This is a genomic window from Actinokineospora sp. UTMC 2448, from assembly GCF_024760565.1.
Lineage (GTDB): Bacteria > Actinomycetota > Actinomycetes > Mycobacteriales > Pseudonocardiaceae > Actinokineospora > Actinokineospora fastidiosa.
Genome location: NZ_CP031087.1, coordinates 1153195 through 1171648, shown reverse-complemented (window position 1 = coordinate 1171648; position 18454 = coordinate 1153195). Strand labels below are relative to the sequence as shown.

The window sequence follows — 18454 nt, the reverse complement described above, 5'->3', positions numbered from 1 at the left end:
TGGTCCATTAAGGACCAGCGACGGGCACCCGGGCGCCGTTGATGGCCGAGGCGTCCTCGCCGCAGAGGAAGCGCACGGTCGCGGCGATCCGCTCGGGCGAGACCCAGTCGGCGCGGTCGGAGTCGGGCATCGCCGCGCGGTTGCCCGGGGTGTCGATCACGCCGGGCAGGATCGCGTTGGCGCGCACGCCGTCGCGGCCGTACTCGGCGGCGAGGGCGGCGACGAGGCCCAGCACGGCCGTCTTCGCGGTGATGTAGGCCGACGCGCCGGGGAACGGCCGCTCGACGGCGCGGGCCGACACGCACACGACCGCCCCGCCGCCGCCCGCGATCAGGTGCGGCAGGGCGGCGTGGGTGGCCAGGTAGGTGGGGCGCAGGTTGAGCCGCAGCAGCCGCTCGAACTCCGCGACCGGCGTCTCGTGCAGGCGTCCGCCCATGGCGAACCCGCCGACCAGGTTGACCACCGCGCCCAGTGGCGCGTTCGGGTCGCCCGAGGCCAGCGCGGCGCACGCGGCGGCGTCGTCCTCGCTGAACAGGTCGGCGCGGTGGGCGACGAGGTGGTCGTGCTCGGGGAGGCGCGCCAGCTCGGCCTCGGCGATCCACGGCACGACGACCCGCCAGCCGTCGTCGAGCAGGGCCGCGGTGACGGCGCTGCCGAGGCCGCCGGTCCCGCCGGTCACCAGTGCGGTCTTCATCCTTCGCTCAGCTCCGGGGGGAGGTCGTCGCCCTTGGGCTGCTCGCGGACCAGGACGGCGTGCACGATCATGCGCTGGGCGTTGGAGAACTTGGGGTGGCAGGTGGTCAGGGTCAGCATGCGCTTGAGCTGGTCCTTCGGCACCTGGGCGTCGGCGTTGCCGGGGACGGGGAGGACCACCTCGCCCTTGTCCGGGGTGACGATCCGGCGGCCGACGGCGGCGGCGTACTCGCCCTCCTGCGCCTCCACGCCCTTGCAGCGCGGGTCGGCTGGGTCCACCGGCTGGTCGGAGGTGGGCAACATCCGGTAGACGAACCAGTCGGTCTGCGTCTCGATGACGATGGCGTCGCAGGGGTTGAGCAGGTCGAGGTCGTTGAACGGCGCGCCCTTGCCCACCCGGTGCCCCGCCACGGCGAAGTTCCCCGGCTGCCCCGGCGGCGCGGACTTGGTGTAGTGCCCCGGGCCGACCTCCAGGTTGGCCGCGGACGTGCCCTCGACGACGGTGAAGTGGTAGTCGGGGCCGAACACGGGGATGTAGAGCTTGGCGATGCCCTCGCCGTCGGCGTACTCGAACTTCTGCTCCCGCTCGGGATCGTCGGCGACCTCCCACTGCCGGTCGAGGTCGGCGGTGACGTCGGCCTGCTTCTGGGCGGACATCAGGTCGGTGATCCAGACCTCGTAGACGACGAACAGGAGGATGACGAGGCCAGCGGTGACCATGAGCTCACCGATGGAGCGGACGACGACGGCGCCCGTGGTCGGCTTGGGGGGCGGGGGGTCGTCGTAGTCGTCGTCGGCGTAGTCGTCCTCGTCGTCGGGGTAGTCGTCGTACTCGGGCTCGACGAACTCGGTGGGCGGATCGACGGGGGCCGGGCGGCGCGGGGGCAGGACGGGCCGGATGACCTCGGTGGGGGCGTCCTGGGGGGTGAGGGGCCGGATGACCTCGGTAGGCGCCTCAGCAGGGTGCGGCCGCAGGGCAGCGGGGCGCGGACGCGACGGCACCCCGGTGGGCTGGGGACGACGCTCGGTCGGATGCGGACGCTGCGGCACCCCGGCGGGCTGGGGACGAGGCGGAAGGTCGGCCGGGTGCTGAGGAGCGCCAACCGGGTGTGGACGCGGCGCAGCCTCAGGCGAGCTCGGGCGCGGCGGAGCGTCGGCCGGGTGCTGAGGAGCGCCAACCGGGTGTGCACGCGGCGCAGCCTCAGGCGAGCTCGGGCGCGGCGGAAGGTCAGCCGGGTGCTGAGGAGCGCCAACCGGGTGTGCACGCGGCGCAGCCTCAGGCGAGTTCGGGCGCGGCGGAGCCTCGGCCGGATAGGAGTGCCGCGACACCTCCGAGGGATCGGCGTGCGGCGCGGCGTCGGGGACGTCGAGGGTGCCGCCGAAGCGGGCGGCGGGCTGCGGCGCCTGGGCGCCGTTCCGGCGGGGGCCGCTGCCCGCGCCGGGCACGCCGTTCGGGCGGGGGCCGGGGGCGCCATTGACACCCGCCCCACCCATCGGCGGCCGGGCGCCATTGACGCCCGCCGAGCCGTTCGGCTGGGGAGCGCCATTGAGACGCGGCCCGCCAGCACCCCCATGGCCATTCGACCTCGGGCCGCCGTTCTTCTCAAAGGCGCCGCTGACGTGCGGCGTCCCGTGGGCAGCCGCACGCCCATTCGAGGTCGGAGCGCCGCCAACAGGGGTCCCGTTGGGGCGCGCCCCCCTGCCTATCGGTCCCGAAGGGCCGCCTGCGTAGGGCACGCCATTACCGCGTGCTTCCCCATCGCCCGGCCGGGACGGTTCGCTGCCGTAAGGGGCGCCATTTGCCCGCGCTCCACCACCACTCGGCCCGGTGGGCTCGCTGCCGAAGGGGACACCATTAGCGCGTGCGCCACCTGGCCCGGGCGGCTCGGGGGCGTAGGGCACGCCGTTGCCCCGCGCTCCTCCCGCGCTCGGTCCCGGAAGGTCGGTTGGGAGGGCGGTGTCGTCGTGGGGGTGTCCCGTGGGGCCGCTCTGCCGGTCCGCACCGGCTGAGGGGTGGTCCGGGGGCGCGGCGTGCCTGGGGCGGTCCGGCGCACCGGGGTGGTGCCTGCCCGCGCCCGCGGGGCGGGGGTGGCCGTTCGGTGGGGGCCGGTGGTCGGGGGGCGGGGTCGGCAGGCGGGCGTGGCGGGCGGGCGGCTGGTCCACCGCGTCACCCCCTCGCTCGCTGATCCGACCCCGCCAAGATAGGGCACCGTGGGGTTCGGGCGCTGTTAGCGGGGCCTCAGGTCAGGAATCCGCGCAGCAGTGTGGCCGTTCCTGCCAAATGTTCGGCCATCTCCGCGCGCGCTGCCTGCGGGTCGCCGTCGAGGATGGCGTCGATCACAGCTCGGTGCTGGTGGTCGGAGTGCTCGATGTTGGCGCCGATCGGGGGGATGGCGTCGAGGAGGGCGTCCAGGCGGGCGCGGAGGTCGGCCACCGCCGCGGTGAGGGACGGGGCGGCGGCCGCGGCGGCGACGGCCAGGTGCAGGCGGGCGTCGCGGCGGCGGTAGTCCGCCACGCCCGCCCCCGTGCACTCGGCGAGCCGGGTGCGCAGGTGGCGGCGGGTGGTGGGGTCCAGCGACCGGGACGCGGCGGCCTCGGCGGCGCCGGTCTCCAGGACGTGGCGCATGGTGATCACGTCCTCCACGTCCGCGGCGAACGCCGGGGCGGGCGGGGTCGGGTGGGTCGGGCGCAGGGACCGGACGAACGTGCCGCCGTAGCGCCCGCGCCTGCTCTCCACGTACCCCGCCTCCTGCAGGGCGTGCAGGGCCTCGCGCAGCGTCACCCGGCTCACCCCCAGCCGGGCGGCCAGGTCGCGTTCCGGGGGCAGCCGCTCGCCCGGGGCCGCCAGGCCGAGCCGGATGGCCTGCAGCAGCCTGGCCAGCGTCTCCTCGAAGGCGTTGCCCGCCCGGACGGGCCGCAGGAGCGCGTCGGCGAGCGGGTCGGGGTCAGAGCGGAGTGACATAGGCGCCGGAGATGCCACCGTCGACCATGAAGGACGACGCGGTGATGAACGACGAGTCGTCCGAGGCCAGGAAGGCGACCGCGGCGGCGATCTCCTCCGGCTCGGCGAAGCGCCCCAACGGGATGTGCACCAGCCGCCGCGCGGCCCGCTCGGGGTCCTTGGCGAACAGCTCCTGCAAGAGCGGCGTGTTCACCGGCCCCGGGCACAGCGCGTTGACCCGGATGCCCTCGCGCGCGAACTGCACGCCCAGCTCGCGGCTCATGGCCAGCACCCCGCCCTTGGACGCGGTGTAGGAGATCTGCGAGGTCGCCGCGCCCATCACCGCCACGAACGACGCCGTGTTGATCACCGACCCGCGCCCCCGCGCCCGCATGTGCCCGATGGCGTGCTTGCAGCACAGGTACACCGACGTGAGGTTGACCTGCTGGACCCGGTGCCAGGCGTCCGGCCCGGTCTCCAGGATCGAGTCGTCATCCGGCGGGGAGATGCCCGCGTTGTTGAACGCCACGTCCAGGCCGCCGAAGCGGTCGACCGCGGTCTGGAACAGCGCGACGACCTCCGCCTCCTCGGTGACGTCCGTGCGCACGAACAGCCCGTCGACCTCCGCGGCGGCCGCCCCGCCGCCGTCGACGTCCACATCGCCGACGACGACCCGCGCGCCCTCGGCGGCCAGCCTGCGCACCGAGGCCAGCCCGATGCCGCTCGCCCCGCCGGTGACGACCGCGACCCGGCCATCCAGCCTGCCCATTCAGCCCTCCGAACTGAGAAACACCGTCTTGACATCGGTGAACGCGGCGAGCGCGTCCGGTCCCAGCTCGCGGCCGAGCCCGGACTGCTTGAACCCGCCGAACGGCGTCCAGTAGCGCACCGACGAGTGCGAGTTGACCGACAGGTTGCCCGCGTCGATCCCGCGCGCCACGCGCAGCGCCCGGCCGACGTCGCGGGTCCAGATCGAGCCGGACAGCCCGTACTCGGTGTCGTTGGCCTGCCGGACGGCGTCGTCCTCGTCGTCGAACGGGAGCACGGCGACGACCGGCCCGAACACCTCGTCGGTGACCGCGCGGTGATCCGCGGGAAGTCCGGAGAGGACGGTCGGCGGGAACCAGTACCCGCGCCCGTCCGGCGCACTGCCCCGGAACGCGATCGGCGCGCCGTCCACATAGGACCGAACGCGCGCCCGGTGCTCGGCGGTGATGAGCGGCCCCATCTGGGTGGCCTCGTCGGCGGGCGGCCCGACGACGACCGCGCGCACCGCGGGCTCCAGCAGCTCCATGAACCGGTCGTACACCGACCGCTGCACGAGGATCCGGGAACGCGCGCAGCAGTCCTGGCCTGCGTTGTCGAACACCGCCATCGGCGCGGACGCCGCGGCCCGCTCCAGATCCGCGTCGGCGAACACCACGTTGGCGCTGTTGCCGCCCAGCTCCAGCGTCACCCGCTTGACCTGGTCGGCGCACCCGGCCATCACCTGTTTGCCCACCTCGGTGGACCCGGTGAACACCACCTTGCGCACCAGCGGGTTCGTGACGAACCGCTGGCCCACGACCTGACCGGCGCCGGGGAGCACCTGGAACACGGCATCGGGGATGCCCGCAGCCCTGGCCAGCTCCGCCAGCCGCAGCGCGGTCAGCGGGGTCGCCTCGGCGGGCTTGAGCACGACGGTGTTCCCGGCCGCCAGCGCGGGCGCGAACCCCCACGCGGCGATCGGCATGGGGAAGTTCCACGGCGCGATCACCCCGACCACGCCCAGCGGCTCGTGGAAGGTCACCGCGAGCCCGCCGGGCGCCGGGATCTGCTGTCCGGCGAGCCGTTCGGGGGCGGCGGCGTAGTAGTGCAGCACGTCGCGGACGTTGCCCGCCTCCCAGCGCGCGTTGCCGATGGTGTGGCCCGCGTTGCGGACCTCCAGGCCAGCCAGGTGCTCCAGGTCGGCGTCGACGGCGTCGGCGAAGCGGCGCAGCAGCCGGGCCCGGTCGGCGGGGGCGAGCGCGCGCCAGGCCGGGAACGCCGCGTGCGCGCGGGCGATGGCGGCGTCCGCGTCGTCGACGGAGGCCAGCTCGACGGTGGCGATGACCTCCTCGGTGGCCGGGTCGCGCACGGCGTGTGCGGTCAGCGCTCTGCCCTCCTGCGGTCGGCCGCCTTGACCAGCGCGGCGAACAGCCGGGTGTCGTCGGTGTTCTGCTCGGGGTGCGACTGCACGCCCACGGCGAAGCGGGACGCGGGCAGCTCGATGCCTTCGACGGTCCCGTCCGCCGCGGTCGCCGTCACCGCGATGCCCGCGCCCACGCGGTCCAGCGACTGGTGGTGGTGGCAGGCGACCTGCACGCGCTTGCCCAGGATCGACTCCAGTCTGCTGCCCGGGGCCAGCGCGACCTCGGTCTTGCCGTACATCGCCACCTCGGGCTGGTGGTCGTTGGTGCCGGTGCGCTCGGGGGTGTGCTGGTGCAGCGTGCCGCCGAGCACGACGTTGAGCACCTGCATCCCCCGGCACACCGCCAGCAGCGGCAGGTCGATCGCCAGCGCGGCCTCGGTCAGGGCGAACTCGGCGTCGTCGCGCATCGGCTGCGGCGTGCCGGTCGTCGGGTGCGGGATCTGGCCGTAGCGGGCCGGGTCGATGTCGGCGCCGCCGGAGAGGACCAGGCCGTCGAGCCAGTCCACGGTCTCGGCCCGCCAGTCGCCGATCGGCGGCAGCAGCACGGCGTTGCCGCCGACCGCGCGCACGGACTCGACGTAGGCGCGGTGCAGCACGGCCGCCTCGGTCTCCCAGATCCCGAACGTCGAGTGCTCCAGGTAGGTCGTGATCCCGATGACCGGGGGCTTAGAGTCGCTCGAAGCCACGCGCCAGCTCCCAGTCGGTCACCACGGTGTCGAACGCGGCCAGCTCGACCCGCGCGGCGTTGAGGTAGTGCTCGACGACGTCGTCGCCGAAGGCGGCGCGGGCGATCGCACTGCCCTCCAGCGCGTCGGCGGCGGCGCGCAGGGTGGCGGGCACGCGCGGTTTGTCGGAGGCGTAGGCGTTGCCGTGGAACTCGTCCTCCAGCTCGACGCCGTTGTCGATGCCGTGCAGGCCCGCGGCGATCATCGCGGCCACGGCGAGGTAGGGGTTGACGTCGCCGCCGGGCACCCGGTTCTCCACCCGCCGCGACGCGCCGTGCCCGACGACCCGCAGCGCGCACGTGCGGTTGTCGGTCCCCCAGGCGATCGCGGTCGGGGCGAACGAGCCCGGGGCGTAGCGCTTGTAGGAGTTGATGTTGGGCGCGTAGAAGGCGGTGAACTCGCGCAGGCAGGCCAGCTGGCCCGCGAGGAACATCCGGAACTCGGCGTCGGGGACCGGCTTGTCGTCGCGGCGCAGGCTCATGTGGATGTGGCAGGAGTTGCCCTCCCGCTCGTTGATCTTGGCCATGAAGGTCAGGCTGCGGCCGTGCTTGGCGGCGATCTCCTTGGCGCCGGTCTTGTAGACGGCGTGGTTGTCGCAGGTGGTCAGCGCGTCGGTGTAGCGGAAGGCGATCTCGTGCTGCCCGGGGTTGCACTCGCCCTTGGCCGACTCGACGTACATCCCGGCGCCGGTCATGCCGTTGCGGATCGCGCGCAGCACGGGCTCGACGCGGCCGGTGCCGAGGAGCGAGTAGTCGACGTTGTACTGGTTGGCGGGGGTGAGGTGCTTGTACCCGAGGCGGGCGGCGTCCTCGTAGGTGTCGTCGAAGAGGATGAACTCCAGCTCGGTGCCGACGTAGGCGGCCAGCCCGCGCTCGGCGAGGCGGTCGAGCTGGCGCCGCAGCACCTGCCGCGGCGACGGCGCGACCGGGGTGCCGTCGAGGTTGAGCACGTCGGCCTGCACCATCGCGGTGGCGTCGTGCCAGGGGACCATCCGGAGGGTGGCCGGGTCGGGGCGGAGGAGGAAGTCGCCGTAGCCGCGGTCCCACGACGAGGTGGCGTAGCCGGAGACCGGATTCATCTCGACGTCCACGGCCATCAGGTAGTCGCACGCCTCGGTGCCGTGCGCCAGCACCTCCTCCAGGAAGTACCGGGCGCCGCAGCGTTTGCCCTGCAGCCGCCCCTGCATGTCGGTGAGCGCGACGAGGACGGTGTCGACCCGTCCGGCGTCCACCAGCTCCCGCAGCCGGTCGACGGACAGCTCACGCATGCGGGTACCCCTCCCCAAAGGATCAGCACGAGCCCATTGGCAGATCGCGTCAGAGCATCGTGGCAGTGATCACACCACCGGGGCAACCGCTGCCTCCCGCGCAATGGCCCGACCAGCTCCCATTGCACCGTACGACCAGCCCAGACGGCCAAGTGTGAACGATCTGTTCAAAACTCCGCCTTGCCCGGTTCACGGCCGTTAACAAATACTGGCGATCATCGCGCTGGACCTGTGTCCGCGGCCCGATCGAGGGCTTGGGCCCGGACTCCCTGCCAGTTCCAGCGGGGCTCACGGCGGTGGCCGCCACGCGGCCACCGCCTTCAGCTTCCGTCAGGCGGCCAGGTCGGCCACGGCGGCTATCGCCTCGTCGATTTCCTCCTCGGTGTTGTAGTAGTGCGGGGAGAGGCGCAGACACCAGTCGACGTCCTTCTCGGTGAAGTCGAATTGGGCGAATTCGCGGTGGCTGAGGGCCGAGTTGATGCCGCGGGCGTCCATGGCCGCCTTGAACGGCTCGGGGCGCCAGCCCGCGATCGCGAAGGTGACCAGCGCGCCGAGTTCCGCGCCCCGGTCGAGCACCCGGACGCCGGGGAGCCCGGCCAGTCCGGACCGGAGGCGGGCGGCCAGGGCGGGGGTGCGTTCGGCGATCGCCGCGAGGCCCACCTGCTGGGCGTAGCGGGCGGCGGCAGCGCAGCCGAGGAGGGTGGCGTAGCGGAACTCCCACTCCTCGAACCGCGCCGCCGTCGGGGCGGGCTCGTAGCGGTCGGGGGCGGTCCAGCGGGCGCCGTGCATGTCGACGAACAGGGGCTCATAGCCCTCGGCGAGCACGCGGTCGGAGACGTAGAGGAAGCCCGAGCCCCGGGGGCCGCGCAGGAACTTGCGGCAGGTGGCGGTGAGCATGTCCGCCCCGATCCGCTGGACGTCGACCGGGTACTGGCCCACCGACTGGCAGGCGTCCACCAGGTAGAGCGCGTCCGCGTCCCGGCACAGGTCGCCGATCTCGGCGACCGGCTGCACGAGGCCGGAGTTGGTCGGGATGTGCGTCGCGCTGACCAGCCGGGGGCGGTGCTCGCGGATCAGGGCGGCCATGGCGTCGAGGTCGACGCCGCCCTCGGGCAGGTCCGGGGCGTGCACCACGCGCACGCCCATGCGCTTGCGCAGCGACAGGAACGCGATCTGGTTGGACACGAAGTCGTTGCGGGTCGTCAGGATGACCTCGCCCGGCTCGAACGGGATCGACGACAGCGCGGTCGCGTACGCGTGGGTCGCGCTGCCCGAGAAGGCGATGTTCTCCGGCCTGGCGTTGATCAGCGCGGCGATCTGGGCATAGAAGCCGCGCACCTCCTCCGCGCGGGCGGCGGCGGCCTCGTAGCCGCCGATCGCGGCCTCCAGGTTGAGGTGATCAAGCACGGCCGTCAGCACCGGCGTGGCCATCAGGCCGCAGCCCGCGTTGTTGAGGTGGTTCACGTTCACACAGCCGGGCGTGTCCGCCCGCAGGGCCGGGACGTCCAGGAGCGATATCCGCTCAGCGTCAGTAGCGCTATCGTGAGCTCTCATGTCGGACGATAGCACTTCGGATCTCCTCGCCACCAGGATGCGCGCCCTGGTCGGCAGGCTGGCCCCGGGCGACAAACTGCCGTCCAGCCGGGAGCTGGTCCGCGAGCACCAGGTGAGCCCGGTGACGGTCGCGCGGGTGATCGCCCAGCTCGCCACCGAGGGCGTCGTCGTCACCCGGCCGGGCAGCGGCACCTACGTGGCCAGCCCGCCCCGGTCCGCGCCGCCCGCCGACACCGGCTGGCAGACCGTCGCCCTTGCCGACCGCGCCGTCGACACCGGGTCCCTCGCCGACGCGCTGGGCCCGCCCGCCGAGGGCACGATCCGGCTCGACGGCGGCTATCCGCACCGCGCGCTGCAGCCGGTGCGCCCGCTGAGCGCGGCCCTCGCCCGCGCGGCCCGCAGGCCGGACGCCTGGGACCGCGCGCCCGCCGCGGGCCTGCTCGCGCTGCGGACCGCGTTCGCCGCCGCGGCCGCCGCCGACGTCGGCCCGGACGACGTGCTGATCACCGCGGGCGGGCAGAGCGCGCTGTCGGTAGCGTTCCGGGCCATCGCCGCGCCGGGCAGCCCGGTGCTCGTCGAGTCGCCCACCTATCCGGGCGCGCTCGCCGCCGCCCGCGCCGCCGGCCTGCGCCCGGTCCCGGTCCCGACGGACGCCGACGGCCTGCGCCCCGACCTGCTGGCCGACACCTTCGCCATGACCGGGGCCCGGTTGCTGTACTGCCAACCCGCGCACCAGAACCCGACCGGAGCGGTGCTTGCCGCCGAGCGCCGCGGCCCGGTGCTGGCCGCCGCCCGCGCCGCGGGCGCGTTCGTGCTGGAGGACGACGTGGCCCGCCACCTCGGCCACGGCACGCCCACGCCCCGCCCGCTGCTGGCCGACGACGGCGACGGCGCTGTCGTGCACCTGACCTCGCTGACCAAGCCCGCCGCGCCGAGCATGCGCATCGGCGCGCTCATCGCCCGCGGCCCGGTGATGGCCAGGATGCGCGCCGCCCGCCTGGTCGACGACTTCTTCGTGGCCCGCCCGCTGCAGGAGGCCGCGCTGGAGCTGCTCAGCTCGCCCGGCTGGGACCGGCACCTGCGCGCGCTGGCCGCCGGCCTCCGCGAGCGCTGCTCGGCGCTGGTCGCGTCGGTGCGCGAGCACTGTCCGGGGTGGACGATCGAGCGGGTGCCGTCCGGCGGCCTGCACCTGTGGGTCCGGCTCGGTCCCGGGCAGGACGCGCAGGCCGTCGCCGCGGCGGCCCGCCAGCGCGGGGTGGCCGTCAACGCGGGCACCCGCTTCTTCGCCGCCGAGCCGCCCGGCGACCACCTGCGGCTGACCTTCGCCGCGGCCGCCGACGTCGGCGAACTGGTCGAGGGTGTCCGGCGGCTGCGAAGCGCTACTCGTCCCTAGCGCCGAAGCCAGTAGCGCGAGTGGGCATGATCACCGGATGGGTGGACCGGCGCGCGATGGCCTTGCCTGGGTGCGGGGGGTGGGGCAGGGTGGGCCTGGTGAGCGAGGAAGTCGTGCTGCTGGATGAGTCCGGGGCCGCGGTCGGGACCGCGCCCAAGGCGGAGGTCCACCACCGGGAGACGCCGTTGCACCTGGCGTTCTCCAGTTACGTGTTCAACCAGCGCGGCGAGTTCCTGCTGACCCAGCGGGCCGCGCACAAGAAGACGTGGCCCGCGGTGTGGACCAACTCCTGCTGCGGGCACCCGGCGCCCGGGGAGCCGCCCGCCACGGCGGTCGCGCGGCGGCTGGCCGACGAGCTCGGGCTGATCGGCAGCACCAAGATCGATCTCGTGCTCCCCCGCTTCCGCTACCGCGCCGAGATGGACAACGGCGTGGTCGAGAACGAGATCTGCCCGGTGTTCCGGGTCGTCACCGACGGCATGGTGGCGCCGAACGCCGAGGAGGTGGACGCCGTGGAGTGGGTGCCGTGGCAGCCCTTCGCCGAGGCCGTGCTGGCGGGCACGCGGCCGATCTCGCCGTGGTGCGCGCTGCAGGTCCGCGAGCTGGCCGCGCTCGGCCCTGACCCGCTGGCCTGGCCCGCGGGCGACGAGGCCGAGCTGCCGCCCGCGCTGCGGTGACCCACCGGGACGCCTTCAACGCCGCGCTGGCGCACCTGGTGCCGCAGGCCCACCGGATGGGCGTGCGCGCGGTCGAGCTGGAGCCGGGGCGCATCGCGTGCCGGGTTCCGTTGGACGGCAACGGGAACCACATCGGCACGATGTACGCCGGGGTGCTGTTCACCGTGGCCGAGGTGCTCGGCGGCGGGATCTGCCTCCCGTCGTTCGACCTCACCCGCTACTACCCGGTGGTGCGGTCCGTCCGGATCGACTTCACCAAGCCCGCGCGCACGGACGTCGTCGCGGAGGCGGCGCTGGACGGCATCGAGGCGATCAGGACCGAGGTCCAGGCGCACGGCCGGGCCGATTTCACCCTGAACGCGACATTGCGGGACACCGCCGGAATCGTTGTGGCGTCAACGGAAGGGGCGTACCAGCTGCGCGCGCGGTGAGTCATGGGCGCGAGCTGATCAACATCCCTACTGTGGACGTCGTGCATGTTCTCTTCTCATCGCTGTCCGCGTACGGACACACCTATCCCCTACTGCCCCTCGCCCGCGCGATGGCCGCCCGCGGCGATCGCGTCACCTTCGCCACCGGGCCGGAGTTCACCGCGCTGCTGACGAAACTCGGGTTCGGCACCGCCGAGGTCGGCCTGGACATCGGTGCGGCGTTCGGCCAGGCCGTCGCCGAGGAGGGCGCCGAGGTCGACTTCCGCAACCCGGAGGACCCCGCCGCGGCGCGGGCGATCGGCCGGGTCTTCGGCAGCCTGATGCCGAGGAAGTTCGCCGAGGACCTCGGCCCGGTGCTCGACCGGGACACCCCCGACCTCGTCGTCTACGAGGTCGCCAACCCGGGCGCGGCGATCGCGGCCAAGGCCCGGGGCATCCGGGCCGTCGGCCACGGCATCAGCCGGGGCGACTTCGGCGAGCTGCTTCCCGAGCTGCCGGGGCTGCTGAGCGCCGTCGCCGCGGACTTCGGCGTCGACCTGTCGACGGACGCGCTGCTGGAAGACGACCTCTACCTCGACACCTATCCGGCGTCGCTGCAGGACTCGCTGCGGTCGAACCGGCAGCCGCTGCGCCCGGTCGCCTTCGCCGAGCCCGGCGACCTGCCCGCGTGGGTCACCGCCCACGAGAAGCCGCTGGTGTACCTGACGCTGGGCACCGCGTTCGGCAAGCTGGAGGTGCTGCGCACCGCCATCGACGGCCTGGCGAGGCTGCCGGTGAACGTGCTGGTCGCCGCCGGTCCCGCGGTGGACGCCGAGGAGCTGCGCGACCTGCCCGCGGCGGTGACGGTGCTGCCGTGGGTGCCGCAGGCCGACCTGCTCCCGCACACCGACCTGGTCGTGCACCACGGCGGGTCCGGCACGACGCTCGGCGCGCTCGCCGCGGGCCTGCCGCAGCTGTTCCTGCCGCAGGGCGCCGACCAGTTCGTCAACGCCGATGCGGTGACGGCGGCGGGCATCTCCCGGACGCTGAAGGGCGACGCGGCGACCGCCGACGCCGTCGCGGAGGCGGCGGGCGCGCTGCTGTCGGACAGCGAGGCACGGGCGGCGGTGGCGCGGGTCGCGGCCGAGATCGCGGCGATGCCGGGGCCGGACGAGGTAGCGGAATCGCTCGCGCGCTGAACCTACCCGCGAGTTGGTAATACTGCTAGTCTCCGGAACCTGCCGGTATCCTAGGAGGCTGCATGCGCAGGGGTCTGGTCATCGGCTGCGGCGGCACCCTGGGGGCCGCGTGGACACTGGGGACACTGATCGCCGTCGAGCAGGCGCTCGACTGGGACGTCCGCGACGCCGACGTGCTGGTGGGCACGTCGGCGGGCGCGGAGTTCGTCACCGCGCTGGCCTGCGGGCTCGGCACCGCCGACCTGCTCGACGCCTGGCTCGGCCGCCCCGGCGCGCACCCGGCGCTGGTCGCGCACCTGGCCGAGGCGCCGCCGCCGCTCCCGCCGCTGCCCGCGCCCCGGCTCACCGCCCCGGGGCTGGCCCGGCGGCGCGACCTGCCGTGGCCGACGCGGCTGAGCGGCCTCGCGCCCGTCGGACGCGGTGACGCCCGGCGCTTCGACACGCTGGCCGCCCGGCTCTGCCCGGGCGGCTGGCTGCCGCACCCGGCCGCCTGGCTGGTCGCGGTGGACGCCACGGCCGGGGAGCGGGTCGCGTTCGGCTCCCCCGGCGCGCCCGAGGCCACCGTCGGCGAGGCGCTGCGGGCGTCGTGGGCGATCCCCGGCTGGATGCCGCCGGTCGACCTGCGCGGCAGGCGCTACCTCGACGGCGGCGCGTACTCGCCGACCTCGGCCGACCTGGTGTCCACTGCGGACCTCGACCACGTGGTCGTGCTCGCCCCCATGGCAGCGGGCCGGGACCCGCTGCGCCGGTACATGGCCGCCCGGCTGGACCGCGAGGAGGACGCGCTGCGCGCCCGCGGGGTGTCCGTGCTGAGGCTCGCGCCGAGCCCGGAGGACCTCGCCGCGATCGGCCCGAACCCGATGGCGCGCCGCCGCGCGCTGACCGTGCTGGAGACGGCGCTGCGCACCGGCCGCCGCGCGCTCCCCCTGCCCGCCAAGGAGTCCGTGTGACCGACCACGACGTGGTGATCATCGGCGCTGGCGCGTCCGGGATCGGTGCCGCGGTCAAGCTGCTGGGCCAGGGCGTGCGCGACTTCGTGGTCCTGGAGAAGGCCGACGGCGTCGGCGGGACCTGGCGGGCCAACACCTATCCCGGCTGCGCCTGCGATGTGCCGTCGGCGCTGTACTCGTTCTCGTTCGCGCCGAACCCGTCGTGGACGCGCGCCTTCGCCGGGCAGCCGGAGATCCTGGACTACCTGCGCGACGTGGCGACCCGGTACGGGGTCACGCCGCACGTGCGCTTCGGCACGGAGCTGACCAGGGCGCAGTGGGACGACACGGCGCGGCGGTGGGTGCTGGAGACCACCCGGGGCCGGTTCACCGCGCGGCTGGTGATCGCCGGGGCCGGGCCGTGGAACGAGCCGCTGATCCCCGACCTGCCCGGGCTGCTGGACTTCCCGGGCGAGGTGTTCCACTCGGCGTGGTGGAACCACGACTACGACCTGCGCGGCAAGCGGGTCGCGGTGGTGGGCAGCGGCGCGTCGGCGGTGCAGTTCGTGCCGCGCATCCAGCCGCACGTGGCGTCGTTGCACCTGTTCCAGCGGACCGCGCAGTGGGTGCTGCCGAAGCCGGACCACCACGTGCCGCGCGTGGAGCGGTATCTGCTGCGGCGTTTCCCGGCCCTGCAGCGCGCGCTGCGGTCGGCGGAGTACCTGGGGATGGAGGCGCTGGGCGTCGGATTCCGGCACCCGGCCGTCCTGCGCGCGGTCCAGGCGGTCGGCCGGGCGCACCTGCTGGCGACCGTCCGCGACCCGGCGCTGCGCCGCGCTTTGACCCCGGACTACACGCTGGGGTGCAAGCGTTTGCTGTTCTCCAACGAGTACTACCCGGCGCTGACCCGGCCCAACGTGCGGGTGCACCCGCACGCGGTGCGGTTGGTCGAGGGCTCCACCGTGGTCGGGACGGACGGGTCCCGCTCCGAGGTGGACTGCGTCATCCTGGGCACCGGCTTCCGCATCCTGGACATGCCGCTGGCCGAGCGGGTCTTCGACGCCGATGGCCGCTCGCTCGCCGACCACTGGCGCGGCAGCCCGAGCGCCTACCTGGGGACGACGGTGAGCGGCTTCCCGAACGCGTTCCTGCTGCTGGGGCCGAACCTGGGCACCGGGCACTCCTCGGCGTTCATGATCCTGGAGGCGCAGCTGGCGTACGTGATGGACGCCGTGCGCACCATCCGCGCCGCTGGGTGGTCCAGTGTGGACGTCCGGCCCGAGGTGCAGGCGGCCTACGACGCTGAGGTGCAGGCCGCGCTGCCGAGCACGGTCTACAACGCGGGCGGGTGCTCCAGCTACTACCTCGACGTCAACGGGCGCAACAGCTTCAGCTGGCCGTGGTCGACCGGCCGGATGCGCGAGCGCATCCGCGTGTTCGACCCGGCCGCCTACACCGTGCGCGCCGAGTCAGACCACAGCGATCGTCCCCTGGGCGACCGCGCATAGCGTTTCGGTCCCCGCGTCGTCGACGGTCGAGATGTCGCAGCGGCACACCACCCGGGTCCGACCGGCGCGGACGACCCGGGCGTGCGCGCGCAGCGTCCGGCCGGTGGCCGGGCGCAGGTAGTCGATGGACAGCCCCGACGTGACCAGGTTCGCGCCCGCCGCGGCGCCCGCGGCGAAGGTGAGCGCGTTGTCCGCCAGGTAGCTCAGCACCCCGCCGTGCACGAAGCCGTGCTGCTGGCGCAGTTCGTCGCGGACGTCGAGTTCCAGGACGGCCTCGCCGTCGCCGAAGGACACCATGCGGGCGCCGAGCAGCCTGCTGAACGGCTGCGCCGCCAGGACGTCCTGGGCCAAGGACAGGTCGAGCGTCTGCATCCCCCACCTCACTTCGATAGTGAAGTGAGAATGGCGCGGGGGCCCGGCTGCTGTCAACATCACGGGGTGGCCGAACCAGACCAGCGCCTGTTCTTCCTGCTCCAGCGCGCCGCCCACACCCTGCGCGTCGCCGCGGACCGCCGGTGCGTCGCGGCGGCGGGCGTCACCACCGCCCAGGTCGGGGCGCTGTTCGCGGTCCGGGAGCGGCCGGGGATCACGCAGCGGGAGCTGGCGGGCGCGCTCGGACTGCGCGAGTCGGCGGTCACCGCGCTCGTCGGCCGGATCAGCGCGGCCGGGCTCGTCACGCGCGCCGCCCACCCGCGCGAGCACCGCGCGGTGGTGCTGGAGCTGTCCGAGAAGGGCGTCGCCGCGCTCGACGCCGTCCGCCCCGAGATCGACCGCTTCAACGCCGACCTGCGCGCCCTGCTGGGCGAGCGCGGGTTCAGCCAGACCGCGGACGCGCTCCATCGGCTGGCGCACTGGCAGGGGTGACCTTGCTGGCGGTCACCACGAAGTAGTCCAGCAGCCCGTCACGCCACGCCGTGAGGTACCGGCGCGGCCAGGTGCCCTCGGGTTGGCCGAGTTGGGCGACCCAGGCGTCCAGGCCGGGCCAGACGTGCTCGCCGATGGACTCCGCCTCGATGTCGGCGAACCCGGCGGCGGCCAGGTCGTCGAGGAACGCGGGCAGCGGGTGCTCGCGGTCGACGCCCTCGGCGAAGGGCTCCAGCAGCCTCGGCAGCGAGCCGACGGTGGCCGCGTCCGGGACGAAGAACGTCGCCACCTTGAGCACGCCGCCGTCGACCAGCACCCGGTGGGCCTCGCGGGCGAAGCCCGCGAGGTCGTCGAAGTGCTGCGCGGCCTCGACGGAGACCACCGCGTCCACGGCCGCGTCCGGGAACGGCAGCGCGTCGGCCGCGCCCTGGCGGAAGGTGAACCGGCCGCCCGCCGCCGCGATAGCCGCGGCGTTGCGTTCGGCGCAGCGCTGGACCTGCTCGGGGTGCAGGTCGACGCCGTGCAGCTCGGCCGGCCCGCACTCGGCGAAGGCCCAGCCGGGGCCGACACCCGTGCCCGGACCGACCTCCAGCACCCTGCGGCCCGCGAGGCCGGCGTAGACCAGCCGGTAGAGCGCCAGCTGGCTCCTGACGCGGTCCGCCTCGCTGATCGGCCGGTCGACCGGGATGCCGCACCAGTAGCCGTAGTTGATGAACCCCCCGGCGAAGACGGGGACCGAGCTGAGGTCGTCCTCGCCGTACATCCTCGCCCGCAATGCCCGCGCGTCCTCCACCCCGCCCAGGCTAGCTTCTGCGCATGGGCAGCGTCGTGGGCTTGTTCACCTATCCGATCAAGGGCTGCGCCCCGGTGGCGCTGGACGACGGCGAGCTGACGCCCGCGGGGCTGCGCCACGACCGGGAGTTCATGGTCACCGGGCCGGACGGGGTGTTCCGCAGCCAGCGGCGGGACCCCCGGCTCGCGCTGATCCGGCCCGAGGTGCGCGGCGACGAGCTGCGGCTGCGGGCGCCGGGGATCGAGCCGGTGGCCGTCCCCGTGGACACCGTGGGGCCACGGCGGTCCGTGCGGCTGTTCTCCGCGGACTTCCTGGGCATCGACCAGGGCGCGTTGGCCGCGGAGTGGCTGTCGACGGTGTTGGGCGTGCCGAGCAGGCTGGTGCGGGTGCCGCCGGAGCACGACCGGGTCGTCAGCGGCGCGACGCCCGGCACGTCCGGCTGGGCGGACAGCGCCGCGCTGCACGTGCTGGCCGAGTCGTCGCTGGCCGATCTCAACGCCAGGCTGGCCGAGCCGCTGCCCATGGCGCGGTTCCGGCCGAACGTCGTCGTCGACGACGTCGCGGGCCCCTACGGCGAGGACCGCGTGCAAGCCGCGGAGGTGGGCACGGCGGCGGTCGCGTTCTGCAAGCCCGCCATCCGGTGCGTGGTCACCGTCGTGGACCAGGAGACCGGGGTGAAGACCGGCAAGGAGCCCCTGCGCACACTGGCGGGCTACCGCCGCCACGAGAGCGGCGGGGTCGCCTTCGGCGCCAAGTTCTCGGTGACGCGCCCCGGGACGCTGGCCGTGGGCGACGCCTTCACCGTCACCGCCTGGGCATGACGAGGGGCGCCCCCGTGCGGGGGCGCCCCTGAAGTCCGTCGAAGAACCCTGGTCAGTCGGTGACGGTGACGCCCATCGAGCGGGCGGTGCCAGCGACGACCTTGAGGGCGGCCTCGATGGTGGTGGCGTTCAGGTCGGGCATCTTGCGCTCGGCGATCTCGCGCGCCTGCGCGGCGGTCAGCGTGCCGCCGGACTTGTGGCCGGGGGTGGCCGAGCCGGACTTGGCGCCCAGGGCCTTGCGGATCAGGAAGGAGGTCGGCGGGGTCTTCAGCCGCAGCTTGTGGCTGCGGTCCTCGAAGACGGTCACCACGACCGGGACGATGTCGCCGCGCTGGGCGGCGGTGGCCTCGTCGTACTCCAGCTTGATCGCACGCGTGTTGGCGCCGGTCGGGCCGAGCATCTTGCCCAGGTCGACCATGGCGGCGTTGCCCGCTTCGAGTTCGAGCGTCGCCTCGAACGTCTTCTTCTGCTTCGGTGGCATTTCCCGATATCTTCTCTCTACGACGGACC

Annotated in this window: 19 protein-coding genes; 8 read left to right on the top strand and 11 right to left on the bottom strand. The window is 74.1% G+C overall.

Annotated features, from left to right (window positions below; genetic code table 11):
- Positions 1-7: 7 nt before the first annotated feature.
- The 8 genes from Actkin_RS05515 to Actkin_RS05480 all read right to left on the bottom strand — a co-directional run bounded on the left by Actkin_RS05515 (position 8) and on the right by Actkin_RS05480 (position 9266).
- Entirely contained in the window at positions 8-694 is a 687-nt protein-coding gene (locus tag Actkin_RS05515) for an SDR family NAD(P)-dependent oxidoreductase (RefSeq protein ID WP_189212353.1), read from the bottom strand.
- Positions 691-1695, bottom strand: coding sequence for a class E sortase (locus Actkin_RS05510; protein WP_258906216.1), 1005 nt, complete (start codon positions 1693-1695; stop codon positions 691-693). Before Actkin_RS05510 ends, Actkin_RS05515 begins: the two co-directional genes overlap by 4 nt.
- A 1237-nt stretch (positions 1696-2932) precedes the next feature.
- Positions 2933-3655 carry a FadR/GntR family transcriptional regulator gene (locus Actkin_RS05505; protein ID WP_258906215.1) on the bottom strand — a complete coding sequence of 241 codons (723 nt, stop codon included), beginning with the start codon at positions 3653-3655 and terminating at the stop codon, positions 2933-2935.
- Positions 3639-4403: a 3-oxoacyl-ACP reductase gene (locus Actkin_RS05500; RefSeq protein WP_258906214.1), complete on the bottom strand. Its 765-nt coding sequence runs from the start codon at positions 4401-4403 to the stop codon at positions 3639-3641. Before Actkin_RS05500 ends, Actkin_RS05505 begins: the two co-directional genes overlap by 17 nt.
- Positions 4404-5765: an aldehyde dehydrogenase family protein gene (locus Actkin_RS05495; protein ID WP_258907856.1), complete on the bottom strand. Its 1362-nt coding sequence runs from the start codon at positions 5763-5765 to the stop codon at positions 4404-4406.
- Positions 5762-6490, bottom strand: coding sequence for a gamma-glutamyl-gamma-aminobutyrate hydrolase family protein (locus Actkin_RS05490; protein ID WP_258906213.1), 729 nt, complete (start codon positions 6488-6490; stop codon positions 5762-5764). The genes Actkin_RS05495 and Actkin_RS05490 overlap by 4 nt, the downstream gene beginning before the upstream one ends.
- The gene (locus Actkin_RS05485) at positions 6471-7796 is read right to left on the bottom strand and encodes a glutamine synthetase family protein (protein WP_258906212.1); all 1326 of its coding nucleotides are present in this window, start codon (positions 7794-7796) and stop codon (positions 6471-6473) included. The genes Actkin_RS05490 and Actkin_RS05485 overlap by 20 nt, the downstream gene beginning before the upstream one ends.
- A gap of 330 nt (positions 7797-8126) precedes the next feature.
- A complete protein-coding gene (locus Actkin_RS05480) occupies positions 8127-9266 on the bottom strand; it encodes an aminotransferase class V-fold PLP-dependent enzyme (RefSeq protein WP_258906211.1) in 1140 nt (379 codons plus the stop codon).
- Between the two features lie 82 nt (positions 9267-9348).
- Here Actkin_RS05480 and Actkin_RS05475 point away from each other — a divergent pair, with 82 nt between their 5' ends.
- The 6 genes from Actkin_RS05475 to Actkin_RS32560 all read left to right on the top strand — a co-directional run bounded on the left by Actkin_RS05475 (position 9349) and on the right by Actkin_RS32560 (position 15466).
- The gene (locus Actkin_RS05475; RefSeq protein ID WP_258906210.1) at positions 9349-10743 is read left to right on the top strand and encodes an aminotransferase-like domain-containing protein; all 1395 of its coding nucleotides are present in this window, start codon (positions 9349-9351) and stop codon (positions 10741-10743) included.
- A 56-nt stretch (positions 10744-10799) separates the two neighbouring features.
- A complete protein-coding gene (idi, locus tag Actkin_RS05470) occupies positions 10800-11420 on the top strand; it encodes an isopentenyl-diphosphate Delta-isomerase (protein ID WP_189212511.1) in 621 nt (206 codons plus the stop codon).
- Positions 11417-11851 (top strand): YiiD C-terminal domain-containing protein, encoded by a 435-nt coding sequence (locus tag Actkin_RS05465; protein WP_258906209.1) that lies wholly within the window; start codon positions 11417-11419, stop codon positions 11849-11851. Before idi ends, Actkin_RS05465 begins: the two co-directional genes overlap by 4 nt.
- Before the next feature lie 41 nt (positions 11852-11892).
- A complete protein-coding gene (locus Actkin_RS05460; protein ID WP_258906208.1) occupies positions 11893-13029 on the top strand; it encodes a glycosyltransferase in 1137 nt (378 codons plus the stop codon).
- Between the two features lie 62 nt (positions 13030-13091).
- The gene (locus Actkin_RS05455; protein WP_258906207.1) at positions 13092-13979 is read left to right on the top strand and encodes a patatin-like phospholipase family protein; all 888 of its coding nucleotides are present in this window, start codon (positions 13092-13094) and stop codon (positions 13977-13979) included.
- The gene (locus tag Actkin_RS32560) at positions 13976-15466 is read left to right on the top strand and encodes a flavin-containing monooxygenase (RefSeq protein ID WP_309569111.1); all 1491 of its coding nucleotides are present in this window, start codon (positions 13976-13978) and stop codon (positions 15464-15466) included. The genes Actkin_RS05455 and Actkin_RS32560 overlap by 4 nt, the downstream gene beginning before the upstream one ends.
- On the opposite strand, the gene Actkin_RS05445 is transcribed toward Actkin_RS32560, so the two are convergent.
- Complete coding sequence (locus tag Actkin_RS05445; RefSeq protein ID WP_258906205.1) at positions 15428-15838, bottom strand: PaaI family thioesterase; 411 nt, start codon at positions 15836-15838, stop codon at positions 15428-15430. The two genes, Actkin_RS32560 and Actkin_RS05445, sit on opposite strands and share 39 nt — an antisense overlap.
- Before the next feature lie 66 nt (positions 15839-15904).
- On the opposite strand from Actkin_RS05445, the gene Actkin_RS05440 reads away from it, so the two are divergent.
- A complete protein-coding gene (locus tag Actkin_RS05440) occupies positions 15905-16330 on the top strand; it encodes a MarR family winged helix-turn-helix transcriptional regulator (protein WP_189212366.1) in 426 nt (141 codons plus the stop codon).
- Here Actkin_RS05440 and Actkin_RS05435 read toward each other — a convergent pair.
- On the bottom strand, positions 16281-17123 hold the full coding sequence (locus Actkin_RS05435) for a class I SAM-dependent methyltransferase (RefSeq protein WP_258906204.1): 843 nt from the start codon (positions 17121-17123) through the stop codon (positions 16281-16283). The genes Actkin_RS05440 and Actkin_RS05435 overlap by 50 nt on opposite strands.
- 23 nt (positions 17124-17146) lie before the next feature.
- On the opposite strand from Actkin_RS05435, the gene Actkin_RS05430 reads away from it, so the two are divergent.
- A complete protein-coding gene (locus tag Actkin_RS05430) occupies positions 17147-17944 on the top strand; it encodes an MOSC domain-containing protein (RefSeq protein WP_258906202.1) in 798 nt (265 codons plus the stop codon).
- A gap of 52 nt (positions 17945-17996) precedes the next feature.
- Here the strand turns inward: Actkin_RS05430 and Actkin_RS05425 are convergent, their stop codons facing one another.
- Positions 17997-18425 carry an uL11 family ribosomal protein gene (locus Actkin_RS05425; protein WP_189212368.1) on the bottom strand — a complete coding sequence of 143 codons (429 nt, stop codon included), beginning with the start codon at positions 18423-18425 and terminating at the stop codon, positions 17997-17999.
- Between the last annotated feature and the right edge of the window lie 29 nt (positions 18426-18454).